Source organism: Alteribacillus bidgolensis, assembly GCF_002886255.1.
Lineage (GTDB): Bacteria > Bacillota > Bacilli > Bacillales > Marinococcaceae > Alteribacillus > Alteribacillus bidgolensis.
Window position 1 is genome coordinate 322,550 of sequence record NZ_NJAU01000003.1, and the last position, 12,312, is coordinate 334,861.

Here is a 12,312-nt window from a genome sequence, read left to right on the forward strand (position 1 = left end):
ACTTAAAGGTTTCATAATACTTTTCTTTTCTGTTTTTTTATTACCATGATGATCATATAAATGACAATCCCCCCCAAGATGGGGATTCCCATCCAAAAACTAACGCGAAGTAAGAGAGAAAAATAGGCGGAATCTCCTGCTGTTCCTGGCAAGAGAGTACCAGCCATGACGAGACAATGAAGGCCCAAAGCAATAAAAATCGAGGCAATCACCCACTCTACTCTTTTCATTCGTCAACCTCCCTTGCTTCAGGAAAACACAACGTAAAGGTTGTTCCTTTACCATCACGGCTTTCTACATCTATCGTTCCATATTGAAGTTCCGTCAATTGTTTCACAATGGCCAGCCCTAGACCTGTTCCCCCGAAATCACGTGCCCTTGACTTTTCGATCCTATAGAATCGTTCAAAAATATACGGGATTTCCTCAGAAGCGATGCCAGGCCCCATGTCTGAGACCATTCCTATTACTTTCCCATCTTCCGCCAGTACCTTGACTCGAACGGTGCCATGCTCTGTATACCGAATGGCGTTTTGCAGTAAATTCATAACAATCTGTTCTAAACGAAAGCTGTCTCCCACGATGTTAGGGATATCTTCATCAATTTCTGTAACAAGGGTGATTGCCTTCTCCTCAATACTAGATCTTACTTTTTCGGCTGCTTTTCGTGCGATGTACCCTAGGTTCACGAGCTCCAATTCAAGAGGGAAACGTTCTTCTTCCATCCGTGACAATTCAAATAAGTCATCAATCAACCGGTTCATACGGTTTGCTTCGTCATGGATGATATGAATAAATTGTTCTTTTTGTTCTTGGTTTTTATATAAACTATTTTTCAAAGCATGGCTATACCCTTGTATATAGGATAACGGGGTGCGAAACTCGTGAGAGACATTAGAGAAAAATTCACTTCTGCTGTCTCGATACCTTTTTAATTCACGCCCCAGTTCATTCATAGTCCGGGCAAGTGACCCTACTTCATCCCTTGTTGTTACGGGAACTTTCGCTTCCAGATCTCCACGCGTCAGCTGCCTGGCTGCTTTTTCCATCATCTGAAGAGGAATTGTTAGTTTTCGTGAAAAAATAAAAGTAAATCCAATAGCTAAGAGAAGGGCCCCCAAACCTGACAACAATAAAGCATTTTGTACTTGATATGCCGAGTTTCTCATGATACCAGATGGAGAAAAAACATAAATGGATACCATATCAGAAGAAACATCAAAAATCGTTTTCCCGGCATAAAAGTATGTTTGATTATTGGTTGGATCGGTATAAGTTCCTGTTTCTCCTTGTGTTGGCAAAGTATCGTTTGGTTTAAAACCATAAATTCCAGACGTTTCTATTATCTCTTCTGTTTGATCAAACACAACGATCTCTCTAACGGTTTCTGCAGAGATAGAATCCGTAAATAACTCTACGTCTAGTTCATCCATTGTTTTAAACATTGCGGCATACTGCGCTGCCATTTCTTCTGTTTCTTCCTTTAGATGGGCCTGATTATAATTGTGGAAGATTTCCCACATAACGAAACCAAGTGGAAGCAGAACAACAAGAAACAAGATCACGATAGAACCGCCAAGCTTATAAAAGATGGTATTCATTGGTTCCTACCATCTGGGGAGTTACATTTATACCCCACTCCCCACACAGTTTTTATCGGATTAAACGACAGCTCATGATTCTTTAGCTTGGTTCGAATATTCTTGATATGGGTATCAATGGTCCGCGGATCATGCCACTCATTTACATCCCAAACTTGCTCCATCACATGCTCCCGTGTAAATACGCGTTCCGGACGCTTTGCCATTAAAAATAAGATATCAAATTCTTTAGATGTCAGTTCAACAGAAGTCCCTGTTACTCTCACTTCATGCCGTTCTGGATTTATAGTTAAATCCCCCATCGTTATTTCCTGAATGTCTTCGTTTACAACATGAGTGCTTCTTCTAAGTAATGCTTTCGTCCGAGCAACAAGTTCTTCGGGGGCAAATGGTTTCATTAGATAATCATCGGCACCAAGATTGAGTCCTTTTACTCGGTCGGCCACTTCGGTTTTTGCTGTAAGCATGAGAATTCCTGTCTCTGCACCGATATGACGAGCTTGTCTGCATACTTCCCACCCATCTACACTAGGCATCATAATATCAAGGATAAGAGCATCATAGGAATGATCCTGCAGCTTTTGTATCGCTTCTTCCCCAGAACTTGCCTCATCCAGGACATATCCTTCGCCCATTAAATAAACACGGACCAACTGCCGCATTTGTTGTTCATCATCCACAATGAGTATATGTGCCACAGCTGCTCCTCCCTTTCGTTTTTGCCATTACATTGTAGCGAATAATTATGGAATTTGTGTGAAGCAGATCATATTCTTTTGAAATAAATTTCACCTATGAAAAAAGAAGAACCCTTGAAACGGAGAAGCACCATTCCCTAAGGGTTCTTTATAGCAAGAGAGCTCTTGCACCACACTATACCATTACACTACCCGGTCCATACATGCAATTAAGCGCTCTTCAATATCCTGGGTAAAATCTTTAATAGAGGGGTCGTTAACCATTTCAATCAAAGCCGTTGGTTTTGGCAGTCCAATTTTTATTGTCCCTTCATCATCATAAACCACGATTTACATGGTAAGAAGTACCCCACCATTTGATTCTCTGATAGGAGGGCATGTAAATTCCTTGCCCTCTTAGCATATTTATTTCTTGGTTTTTAGTAATCGAAGACCGTTTAATGTCACAAGTAGTGTCGCTCCCATATCGGCAAAAATTGCAATCCATAATGTGAGCCACCCAGGAATGACCAACAGTAATGCCAGTGCTTTTATTGCAAGGGAAAAACCAATGTTTTGTTTAATAATATTTAGGGATCGACGACTCAGTTGGATCGTAAAGGGCAGTTTGTCTAAGTCATCCCCCATCAAAGCAATATCAGCTGTTTCTAAAGCTGTGTCTGTACCAGCTCCCCCCATCGCAATACCCACTGTACTGCTGGCTAATGCCGGGGCATCGTTTACCCCATCTCCAACCATAGCCGCTTTTTTATATCGGGTGGTAAACTTTTTCATAAATGTGACTTTGTCTTCGGGCATTAAATTGGCCTGAATCGACGAAACACCGATTTTGCGACCAATTGCTTCTGCCGTCTCTCGATTGTCACCTGTCAGCATAATTGTTTCTTTCATACCGAGATTATGAAGGTCTTTAATCATACGCGCACTTGTTTCACGGACTTGATCGGCTACCGAAAAAATCCCGAGTAATTTCTCTTCCGTGCCAAGAAGAAGGACCGTATTTCCTTCCTGTTGAAGGGATTTTACTTGTTTTTCCTGTTTATCGTCCCACCAAGTCGTACTAATGTCCTTGAAAAGACCAGGACTGCCCATATAGTACACGACTTCATCAATGAGACCTTTAACACCTTTTCCAGTAAGGGATTGAAAATCTAGGACATCTATATCATGAAATGGAACTTTTTCTTGTTCTACTTTTTTTACAATAGCTGAAGCTAATGGATGCTGAGAGTTTCTTTCTAATGCAGCAGCAATAGCAAATATCTTATCTCTTTCCCCATTAGAGATTAAGACATCAGTTACAGCAGGTTCTCCCCTTGTCAATGTTCCGGTTTTGTCAAAGGCAATAGCTTTCAGAGCTCCTGCCTCTTCTAGAAAGGCACCGCCTTTGATCAATACCCCATTTCGAGCAGCTGTTCCAATTGCTGTCACCACCGATACGGGTGTGGAGATAACCAATGCACAAGGACATCCCACTACAAGCACGGCAAGCCCCTGGTAAACCCATGCCTCCCAGCTCGCTTGAAAAAATAAAGGGGGAACGATCGCTACAAATATAGCAACTAATATGATCATTGGTGTGTAGTAGGCGGCAAAACGATCGACAAAAGCCTGTGAAGGTGCCCGTTCATCCTGGGCTTCTTCTACAAGGTGTATAATTTTCGACAATGTAGTGTCTTCCACTCGTTTCGTTACCCTGATTTCCAAAACGCCTTCTTCATTCAACGTGCCGGCAAACACTTCATCTGATACCTTTTTTTCTACGGGCATGGATTCTCCGGTAATCGCTGCCTGATTAATGGTGGAGTGTCCTTTAATCACTTCACCATCCATTGCTATTTTTTCCCCCGGTTTCACTATTAACGTGTCATCGATCTCAATGTCATCAACGTGGACTGTTTGCTCTACGCCATTCCGGCGAACTAGTGCTTCTTTTGGACTGAGATCCATTAAAGATCGAATGGAGTTACGTGCTTTATTCATGGAATAACTTTCAAGAGCTTCACTAATGGCAAACAAAATAACAACAACTGCGCCTTCTCCCCATTCTCCAATAATAACTGCACCTATAATCGCTATAGTCATTAAAGTTCTCATGTCAAATTTTAACCGTATCAGGTTCTTAAAACCGGTAATAAATAGAGACGTTCCCCCAACGACAATCGAAGCCAGATAAAAGAAAGTAGTCAAAGGGAAATCTTCCCCAACCACTATATGAGATGTAAAAGCAGCGATAAGAAATGCCAGAGAGAGAAGAACAGAAAAATGTCTTTTCCAGAAAGGTTCGGAATTAGGTTCAAATGATTGGTTTTCCGGTACGACCTCCAGATTTTCAAAAGACCCGGCTTTTTCTAACTCTTCTATTGTTGTTTCGCCCTCTATAGAAACTTTTGACGCAGCAAAGTTAACATTGGCATCGACTACGCCGTCCAGGCGTAGCACATTCTCTTTGAATGTTTTTGCACAGCCTGCTCAGGTAAAGCCTTTGATGCGATACACTTCTTTTTGATTATTGTTCAGCATGGCTTTCGGTCACCTCCTCTTGATGGATCATGGCCAAGGAAAGAATGTCACGAATGTGTTCATCATCCAGAGAATACCAGACAAGTTTTCCTTCTTTGCGAAATTTTACCATTCCGATTTTCCGCAGGGATCGTAAATGATGCGATGCATTGGCAACAGGACAGCCTAGTAAATACGCCACATCACAAACACATAATTCTTCTTCAACTGTTAACGCTTGCATTATTTTCATACGATTCGGTTCCGCTAGTCCCTTGAACATAACCGACATATTCTTTATATGATCATCATCCATTTGTTCATTGATTTGATCTATTTTCTCGGGATCACAACAAGTGACTTCACACATATCTTGTAACTTGTTTTTTATTTTCATCCATGTTCCCCTCCATCAATCAAATATATATTTGATTATAACATTATAATATACGTTTGAATAAAAAAAGTGTATCTGTTGATATTTTGTAAGATCTTTGCTCAAATACAAATGTAAAAAAGGAAAAAGTATTGGTAAGATGGGTTTGTCGCGTTAAAAAAGAAGATGTGAGAGGAAAATGGATGACATTTTTTCATCTTGATTGAGGGCACTTATTTCTGCTTCTTCCCATACAACTTTGGAATACCCTTCTTCGAGGAAGAATCAGTGGAAGAAAAACTAGCAAATACTACATAAAAGTTTTAATATTGACTGATGAAAACAGCGTGAAGGAGGAAGTGAATATGACGAAAAAAAGACTTGCTCTTTTGATGACTTTTCTGTTCGTGCTTACTGGGTGCTCCGGACTTCAGCAGCAAGACAGCTCACATAATAGTCATAACAATAAACCCTCTTCCTTAACCTATGAACTAGGAAGTGATAATTGGGAAGCTGTCACCACAAATACGGATAGCCTTGAAACCTTAGATGCTTATCAATTTGCCGTAGAACATCCAGAGGTCCTTGATTACATCCCTTGTTATTGCGGCTGTTACGAAGAAGCAGGGCACGAAAGCAATAAAAATTGCTTTGTCGATGAAATTGAGGGGACAACGGTACAACTTGATACAATGGGATTTGGCTGACAAATTTGCGTAGACATAGCCCGTGAGGCTAAATCCGAATTCGAAAAAGGAACCCCACTACCTGAAATTCGAAACTCAATTGATTCTAAATATGAGGGTGGTGCTGCCCCAGCAACACCAACACCGAAACCTGAAAAGGGAGACATATAATTTAAGAACGTAAAGAAACCGAGTGGCAAATTTCCCAACTCGGTTTCTTTCGGTATAAACAATTGAGCATAAATTGTCGTTTAGGTGGGATTATTTTAATGATTTTAATGAAACAATTTAATCATTGATTATTTAGCCGTAATGATTGCAATAGGTATTGGACAAGTTAAAGCCATACAAACATAAAAGGTTTTATTGTACCATTACTAAAAAATTTTATATTTCAACAGGCTGTAATTTCTCATAGCATATAAGAATTATATATTTTCCCCATTAGGAAGGAGGAAGACTCTCGAAACGTTTTAATCGGAGTGTATTTAAGACGACCGATACGGAGCTGAACGCCATTGCAGCTCCGGCCAGCATCGGATTAAGAAGGATGCCGAAAAATGTGTACAGTACACCAGCAGCCACAGGAGTCAGTACGACATTGTAACCAAATGCCCAACCAAGATTTTGCTTGATCATCCGCATCGTTGCTTTGGAAAGTCGCAAAGCAGTTACGATACCCATGATTTCTCCTCTCATTAACGTAATGTTGGACGTTTCCATGGCGACGTCTGTGCCTGTGCCAATTGCTATGCCAATGTCTGCCTGTGCCAAAGCAGGAGCGTCATTGATTCCATCGCCGACCATGGCGACCAGTTTTCCCTCTTTTTGCAATTTCTCAACTTCTTCTGCTTTATGTTCCGGGAGGGCGGTCCGTTCATGATCCCCTGTCAGCATAATCACATTCATTCCCATTGATTTAAGCATGCGGACGGCTTTTTTTGTATCCTCTTTTAACGTATCGGCTACCGCAATAATACCAGCTGGTTGTTCGTTGATAGCCACATACATAGGAGTTTTCCCTTCCTCAGCCAAAGACTGCGCATTCCTTTCCAATGAAGCGGTCGATGATCAAGGGTATGATGTAGCTTAAAGGCAAGCAGAGCCGGTTGTTTAACCGGCTTTTCATCTCGTAGGTGTGAAGGGTAAACATCAAAAAATTAATAAGAACAAAAAGGTGCTGTATTGGAAAGAGGTGAACACCAATCGCTAAAAAGTAACAAAGATTCGATTTGAACTATTCATTGTTTTTAACTTTTTAGTAACACTTTTTTTCTCCTATTATACTCTGCTTCACTTATTTCTCCCCGGGCAAATTTTTCTTTCAAGATTTGTATGGCAGGATCTTCCTCTTCTTTTTTGCTGAGGATCAGTCTGAGTCCCCCATAGATAACGAGCCCTAGGACGACGATCCAGAGTATCATCCAGAGAAAACCCATTCCACTGTTCATCATCATAAAGATATTCCTCCTTCGAAGTTTTTCGAAGTTTTTTAAAGAACAAACTATTATTTATTTATCATTCCTATCTATTTTTTGTCTTCTTTATAATTTCCTGTGAAATGCTGAGATAAACAGTGAAACATTCCTAGGATCATTCATTCGATAAGTGCAAATTTTTGTCTTATTTTCTTTTAAAGATCCAATAAAGGAGCCCTCCTAAAAATGCAGGGATGCCCGCAAACAGACAAATAACTAAAAACGTGTCGAGATATTCCTTTAGTGTATCCGGATTAAACAACCAGGAAGCAGACATTGTCAGACACGACAACCCAATTGCCATCAGAGATACAGCTATCACCCAGTCCATGCCTTTCATGTTTGTTCTTCCTTTTCATCTGGTATTATCGGAAACCGGATGTCAAACCTGGTTCCTTTGCCTTCTTGGCTCGACATATCAATACTTCCACCCTGCCATTCTATGAGTTCCTTGGTGATCGCAAGGCCAAGCCCTGTACCGCCATATTTTCGGGCGCGCGATTTTTCCACGCGGTAAAATCGTTCAAAAATATAAGGCTGTTCTTCTGCCGGGATTCCTATCCCCGTATCTTCAATAGAAATCAACACCCTTTCCTCGCTTTCCAATTTCAAGTCGACAGTTACAGTCCCTTTCTCCGTATAGCAAAGTGCATTCTCCAGCAGATTATAAAAGATTTGTTCCAAGCGCATTCCGTCACCGTACAGAAATGGCACATTATTTTCCAATGTTGAAATCATATCTATTCCCTTTTCTTCTGCACGTAATTGCATGCGCTCCACCACATTTTCCAACACTTCTTTTATATCTATTGCTTCCATTTCCAGGTCCATTTTACCCTCTTCCATTTTAGCAAGATCAAACAAATCCTCAATAAGACGTTTTAGTCTCGTTGCTTCTTTATGCATAATCGTTAAGTACTGCTTTTTTTCTTCTTCACTTTGGTACAAGCCTTCTTTCACAATACGGGCATATCCCCCCAGATAGGTGATCGGTGTTCTTAGTTCGTGGGAAACATTCGCAAAAAATTCCCTTCGTGAATCCCGATATCTTTTCAAATCCACAGCTAAATCATTAATAGCTTGAGCGAGCGAGCCGGTTTCATCTCTTGTGGAGACATCGACGCGGGTTTCTAAATCTCCTTTTGCTATATGTCTGGTAGCCCTTTCCATATGAACGAGAGGGTCAGATAACTTCCGGGATAACACGAGTGTCAAGCCAAGAGCGAGAAAAAAAGCCCCTGCTCCGGAAAGAGTCAGCATCAGACGAATTTGCTGAATGGACTGATCAATACTTTCCACCGATGATAATACAAACACCCCGCCCATAAAAGTGTCCTCTCCCTCAATCGCCTGGCCGGAAACAAGAAACCGTCCCCCCTCATCCCCTGCTCTATATTCTGTTGTTATTGTTTCCCCTCTTGATAAAGCCATCTGATCTTCTTCAGAGATATAGGATCCTACGGTTATTCCGGGCACACTTGCATTCGCAATAACCTGTCCTTTTTCATTCGTGACATATAAAGGGATTTGAGAAAAATCCGCCATGGTGGACACCATCTGTACCATCATTCGATTATTAGAATGGGCAATCGCCGATGCATAACGAGAAGATAGTTTCTCCATTTCTTGTTTTTCTTCATCAACATAAAAACCATAGACCACTTGGTCGATAACAAACCCAAGAGGCAGTAGAATCGTGAGCAGCAAAAAAATGATCGATGCTCCCATTTTTATGGATATCCGATTCCATCTCATTTCCCTGATTCCTTCTCCTTGACTTTATAACCCACGCCCCAGACAGTCTCAATAGGATTAGAAACAGCGCCGGCTTTTCTTACTTTTTCCCGTACCTTTTTCACATGGGTATCAACTGTTCGTAAATCACCGAAATAATCGTCTCCCCACACCTGATTCAAAAGAACTTCCCGAGCAAACACCCGACCTGGACGTTTCGCCAACACATATAACAGGTCAAACTCTTTTGGTGTAAGATCCACTACTTGGTCATGGACAAATACTTCACGCTTTTCCGGGTCAATCGTGATATCCTGAAAAGTAAGGATATCGGATGAGGTATGTTCAGAATAGTCAATAGAAACCCTTCTTAACAAGGCATTCACCCGGGCAACCAGTTCTTCGGATTCGAAGGGCTTGGTGAGATAATCATCTGCTCCCAAGTTTAACCCCTGGACTTTGTCTTTTGTCTCTGTACGGGCGGTTAACATGAGAATCGGAACCTGGTTCGTTTGGCGGATACGTGCGCATACTTCCCAACCGTCCACTCCCGGCATCATGAGATCCAAAATCACCAAATCAAACGTTCGGGAAGCAAGCCTTGCTAACGCTTCCTCGCCATTTACCGCTTCGGTTACCTCAAACTCCTCCTGACTAAGGTACACACGAAGCAGGTTTCTCATGTTCCATTCGTCATCTACCACCAATATGCTGTATCGGCTCATGTACATCCCTCATTTAGAACTCAACTTAATAAATGTTTGCTTTACTATATTACCAAAAACAATGAATTTGAATTAGAGAAGACTGTAAGAAATGGCTTCTTTTCCGGAGGAAGCATGCATGCCTTCTAACTTTTCATGATTTCTCCCTTTTGATTTATCGCTTCAATCCTAAGAAAAATATCATAAAAATGTTTCTCCACATCAATGATCTTTATTCCACTTTGTTCCATAAGCATCAGTGTATTGCGGTTTAAGTGGCAGCCATCGCACAGTTGTTTCCAGACGGGTGTCAGCCAATCCTGAAACCGTCCAAGGAGAGGCCGATCTACCCGTACATGCTCAAAAAACAGAAGGGGAGCATTTGGCTTACAGACACGCCGGATCTCTTGAAGAGCACGTACTGGATCGGGAATCGTACACAAAACCAGCGTTCCAACAGCAGCATCGAACGTATTGTCTTCAAATGGCAGGGATTCTCCCGAGGCCGCCACTAGCTCCACTGGTACTTTGGCTTTTTTCGTCTTGTTGGATGACAGTTCCCTCATCCCGGAGTCTGGCTCAACGGCGACCACCTTTGCTGCCTGTTGATAATAGCCAAAATTCACTCCTGTTCCCGATCCTATTTCAAGAATAACTCCTCGTTGCTGGGAAACAAGACGGTTGCGAATTATACCAAGTCGCTTTTTCTCAAGCGGACTCATTAATGGATCATATAATTTCGAAAACCATGTACTCATCCCTTTTCTTCCCTTTCAATCTTTCTAATATCTAACATTATCACTTATAAGGAAAGGAAGACCTCCATAGGGTCTTCCTCTCACCTTTGTTTATTCCGTAGTCTCTTCTTCCCCTTGAGTATTCTTAAAGTTCGCGCAGGCATTCATCATCTCTTGTCCTTCGGGAGAATTCATAGCTTCCATCATTTGATCCATGCCTTCTCCGTGCATCATGTTACTATTTCCCATGGCCTCTCCACTCATCATTCCGTTCATCATACCGCCATTTTCGTGTTCTTCATGAGCATCTCCGATATTGATGGGGCCTGCAACCAAAGCAGCTGCAATAGCAAACGATGGAATCATTAAAAGTTTTTTGTTTTTCATAGAGACCTCCTCCTTCTTATTATCTTACATTCTTAGCCTACCTATTAATTTTGATAAAACTGTGATGAAATAAAGAAATTTTTAAAACTCTACTGCTTCCTCAAATATTCCAAGGGATATATTGTGCCAAATAGCTGGAGATCATTTGAAAATACCCAAGGAACAGCATGACTCCCATTATAATCATAACCACTCCGCCAGCTTTCTGCATACGGGGCATGAGCTTATGGAATCGTCTTAGTTTATGCAGGGACTTGGAGTAAAAAATAGCCACGAGCAAAAACGGTAAGCCCATTCCCATGGAATAAATAAAAAGCATCCCCATCCCCGCGGCCATTGTTTCACTTTGTCCGGCTAACGCGAGAATTGAACCAAGGACTAAGCCTACGCATGGAGACCAGCCTGCGGCAAAAAGAAGGCCAAATAAAACAGAGCCGCCAAAACTGTTGGCTTTCTTTGATTTGGAGTGTACCCTTTTTTCGGTCATTAAACTTTGAATGGTTAACAAGCCGGTCATCTGCAGACCAAAGAGAACGATAATAATTCCTCCGAGTTGTGCCACCAGGTTGTTGTATTGGCTGAACAACTGGCCGACAAACGTGGAAGAAGCACCGAGCAGCATAAAAATGATGGTGATTCCCAATATAAAACCGAGGCTTCTTAGAATAATAAGACGCTGATCAGCTTGAATGGCATCATCTGCTACCGAAGTACCGGTCAATTGTGCTAAATAAGCCGGAACGAGCGGAAAAACACATGGGGATAAAAAGGAAAGAATCCCTGCCCCTAATGCCAGCCAAATCGTTATGTCATTCATGATCAATTCCTCCAAAAATGCATACCACCTTCTTAGGAAGGCTTGATCCGTTCCATATACTCTTGAATATCTTCTTCCGTCATACCGCCTGTCAGGATATCGATGACTTCTCCCTCTTTATTAATCAAAAAAGTGGAGGGTAAAGGGCCGACACCGTACCGGTCAAGGACTGCTTTCTGTTCATCCATCAGAATCGGAAAGGATAAACTGTGTCGATCAACAAAGCGCTTTACCACCAGATCAGATTCCCCGACGTTGACAGCTAGCACTTCTACCCCTTTTTCTTTATAATCCGCATACTGATTTTCAATATAGGGAAATTCTTTTTCACAGGGTGGACAGTAGGTTCCCCAAAAATTCAAAAAGACACCCTGCCCACGGTAATCTTCTAATTCTACTGTTCCTCCTTCCAGGGTCCGCAGTTTAAAATTCGGAGCTGTTTCGCCTTCTTTTACCAAAGTGTCTTCCCCGGTAAAATTGGAATAGAACACGTAACCGATGAGCACGGCAATCACTCCTAAAATACTCGAACGGATGTACAGACGGCGGCGATTTTTATTCATGATCGTCTTCCCTCCTTCCCTCTTTGTGGG

The 12,312-nt window shown here is 41.7% G+C and carries 14 protein-coding genes and 2 pseudogenes; 1 reads left to right on the plus strand and 15 read right to left on the minus strand.

What is annotated here, in order from left to right; translation table 11 throughout:
* Positions 1-11: 11 nt before the first annotated feature.
* From CEF16_RS22885 to CEF16_RS22905, 6 genes and pseudogenes are all read right to left on the minus strand, one after another.
* Positions 12-230 (minus strand): hypothetical protein, encoded by a 219-nt coding sequence (locus CEF16_RS22885; RefSeq protein ID WP_091588325.1) that lies wholly within the window; start codon positions 228-230, stop codon positions 12-14.
* The gene (locus CEF16_RS22890; protein WP_091588323.1) at positions 227-1,600 is read right to left on the minus strand and encodes a sensor histidine kinase; all 1,374 of its coding nucleotides are present in this window, start codon (positions 1,598-1,600) and stop codon (positions 227-229) included. The genes CEF16_RS22885 and CEF16_RS22890 overlap by 4 nt, the downstream gene beginning before the upstream one ends.
* A complete protein-coding gene (locus tag CEF16_RS22895; RefSeq protein ID WP_245918039.1) occupies positions 1,597-2,298 on the minus strand; it encodes a response regulator transcription factor in 702 nt (233 codons plus the stop codon). The genes CEF16_RS22890 and CEF16_RS22895 overlap by 4 nt, the downstream gene beginning before the upstream one ends.
* A gap of 183 nt (positions 2,299-2,481) precedes the next feature.
* Positions 2,482-2,672, minus strand: a pseudogene (locus CEF16_RS24020) (DUF302 domain-containing protein); the annotation flags it as partial.
* A 31-nt stretch (positions 2,673-2,703) separates the two neighbouring features.
* Entirely contained in the window at positions 2,704-4,821 is a 2,118-nt protein-coding gene (locus CEF16_RS22900) for a heavy metal translocating P-type ATPase (RefSeq protein ID WP_091588322.1), read from the minus strand.
* Positions 4,808-5,197: an ArsR/SmtB family transcription factor gene (locus tag CEF16_RS22905; RefSeq protein ID WP_091588320.1), complete on the minus strand. Its 390-nt coding sequence runs from the start codon at positions 5,195-5,197 to the stop codon at positions 4,808-4,810. Before CEF16_RS22905 ends, CEF16_RS22900 begins: the two co-directional genes overlap by 14 nt.
* Positions 5,198-5,541: 344 nt before the next feature.
* Here CEF16_RS22905 and CEF16_RS24710 point away from each other — a divergent pair, with 344 nt between their 5' ends.
* The gene (locus CEF16_RS24710; protein ID WP_342750513.1) at positions 5,542-6,033 is read left to right on the plus strand and encodes a PCYCGC motif-containing (lipo)protein; all 492 of its coding nucleotides are present in this window, start codon (positions 5,542-5,544) and stop codon (positions 6,031-6,033) included.
* Positions 6,034-6,306: 273 nt separating this feature from the next.
* Here the strand turns inward: CEF16_RS24710 and CEF16_RS22920 are convergent.
* From CEF16_RS22920 to resA, 9 genes and pseudogenes are all read right to left on the minus strand, one after another.
* A pseudogene (locus CEF16_RS22920) lies at positions 6,307-6,912 on the minus strand (HAD-IC family P-type ATPase); the annotation flags it as partial.
* Between the two features lie 200 nt (positions 6,913-7,112).
* Positions 7,113-7,319 carry an SHOCT domain-containing protein gene (locus CEF16_RS22925; protein WP_091588125.1) on the minus strand — a complete coding sequence of 69 codons (207 nt, stop codon included), beginning with the start codon at positions 7,317-7,319 and terminating at the stop codon, positions 7,113-7,115.
* Between the two features lie 166 nt (positions 7,320-7,485).
* Positions 7,486-7,680, minus strand: coding sequence for a hypothetical protein (locus CEF16_RS22930; protein WP_091588127.1), 195 nt, complete (start codon positions 7,678-7,680; stop codon positions 7,486-7,488).
* Positions 7,677-9,095, minus strand: coding sequence for a sensor histidine kinase (locus CEF16_RS22935; protein ID WP_091588128.1), 1,419 nt, complete (start codon positions 9,093-9,095; stop codon positions 7,677-7,679). Before CEF16_RS22935 ends, CEF16_RS22930 begins: the two co-directional genes overlap by 4 nt.
* Entirely contained in the window at positions 9,092-9,799 is a 708-nt protein-coding gene (locus tag CEF16_RS22940) for a response regulator transcription factor (protein WP_170032366.1), read from the minus strand. Before CEF16_RS22940 ends, CEF16_RS22935 begins: the two co-directional genes overlap by 4 nt.
* Positions 9,800-9,924: 125 nt before the next feature.
* Positions 9,925-10,536, minus strand: a complete 612-nt coding sequence (locus CEF16_RS22945) for a class I SAM-dependent methyltransferase (RefSeq protein WP_091588131.1) — start codon at positions 10,534-10,536, stop codon at positions 9,925-9,927.
* A gap of 90 nt (positions 10,537-10,626) precedes the next feature.
* Positions 10,627-10,902, minus strand: coding sequence for a hypothetical protein (locus CEF16_RS22950; protein ID WP_091588133.1), 276 nt, complete (start codon positions 10,900-10,902; stop codon positions 10,627-10,629).
* 100 nt (positions 10,903-11,002) lie between these two features.
* Positions 11,003-11,719 (minus strand): cytochrome c biogenesis CcdA family protein, encoded by a 717-nt coding sequence (locus CEF16_RS22955; protein WP_091588135.1) that lies wholly within the window; start codon positions 11,717-11,719, stop codon positions 11,003-11,005.
* A 32-nt stretch (positions 11,720-11,751) separates the two neighbouring features.
* Positions 11,752-12,282 (minus strand): thiol-disulfide oxidoreductase ResA, encoded by a 531-nt coding sequence (gene resA / locus CEF16_RS22960; protein WP_091588136.1) that lies wholly within the window; start codon positions 12,280-12,282, stop codon positions 11,752-11,754.
* Positions 12,283-12,312 lie beyond the last annotated feature (30 nt).

Excerpts from the sequence above, each read along its gene's own strand:
- CEF16_RS22885 (WP_091588325.1), bottom strand. The coding sequence starts at position 230 with ATGAAAAGAGTAGAGTGGGTGATTGCCTCGATTTTTATTGCTTTGGGC.
- CEF16_RS22890 (WP_091588323.1), bottom strand. The coding sequence starts at position 1,600 with ATGAATACCATCTTTTATAAGCTTGGCGGTTCTATCGTGATCTTGTTT.
- CEF16_RS22905 (WP_091588320.1), bottom strand. The coding sequence starts at position 5,197 with ATGAAAATAAAAAACAAGTTACAAGATATGTGTGAAGTCACTTGTTGT.
- CEF16_RS22925 (WP_091588125.1), bottom strand. The coding sequence starts at position 7,319 with ATGATGATGAACAGTGGAATGGGTTTTCTCTGGATGATACTCTGGATC.
- CEF16_RS22930 (WP_091588127.1), bottom strand. The coding sequence starts at position 7,680 with ATGAAAGGCATGGACTGGGTGATAGCTGTATCTCTGATGGCAATTGGG.
- CEF16_RS22935 (WP_091588128.1), bottom strand. The coding sequence starts at position 9,095 with ATGAGATGGAATCGGATATCCATAAAAATGGGAGCATCGATCATTTTT.
- CEF16_RS22940 (WP_170032366.1), bottom strand. The coding sequence starts at position 9,799 with ATGAGCCGATACAGCATATTGGTGGTAGATGACGAATGGAACATGAGA.
- CEF16_RS22945 (WP_091588131.1), bottom strand. The coding sequence starts at position 10,536 with ATGAGTACATGGTTTTCGAAATTATATGATCCATTAATGAGTCCGCTT.
- CEF16_RS22950 (WP_091588133.1), bottom strand. The coding sequence starts at position 10,902 with ATGAAAAACAAAAAACTTTTAATGATTCCATCGTTTGCTATTGCAGCT.
- CEF16_RS22955 (WP_091588135.1), bottom strand. The coding sequence starts at position 11,719 with ATGAATGACATAACGATTTGGCTGGCATTAGGGGCAGGGATTCTTTCC.
- resA (WP_091588136.1), bottom strand. The coding sequence starts at position 12,282 with ATGAATAAAAATCGCCGCCGTCTGTACATCCGTTCGAGTATTTTAGGA.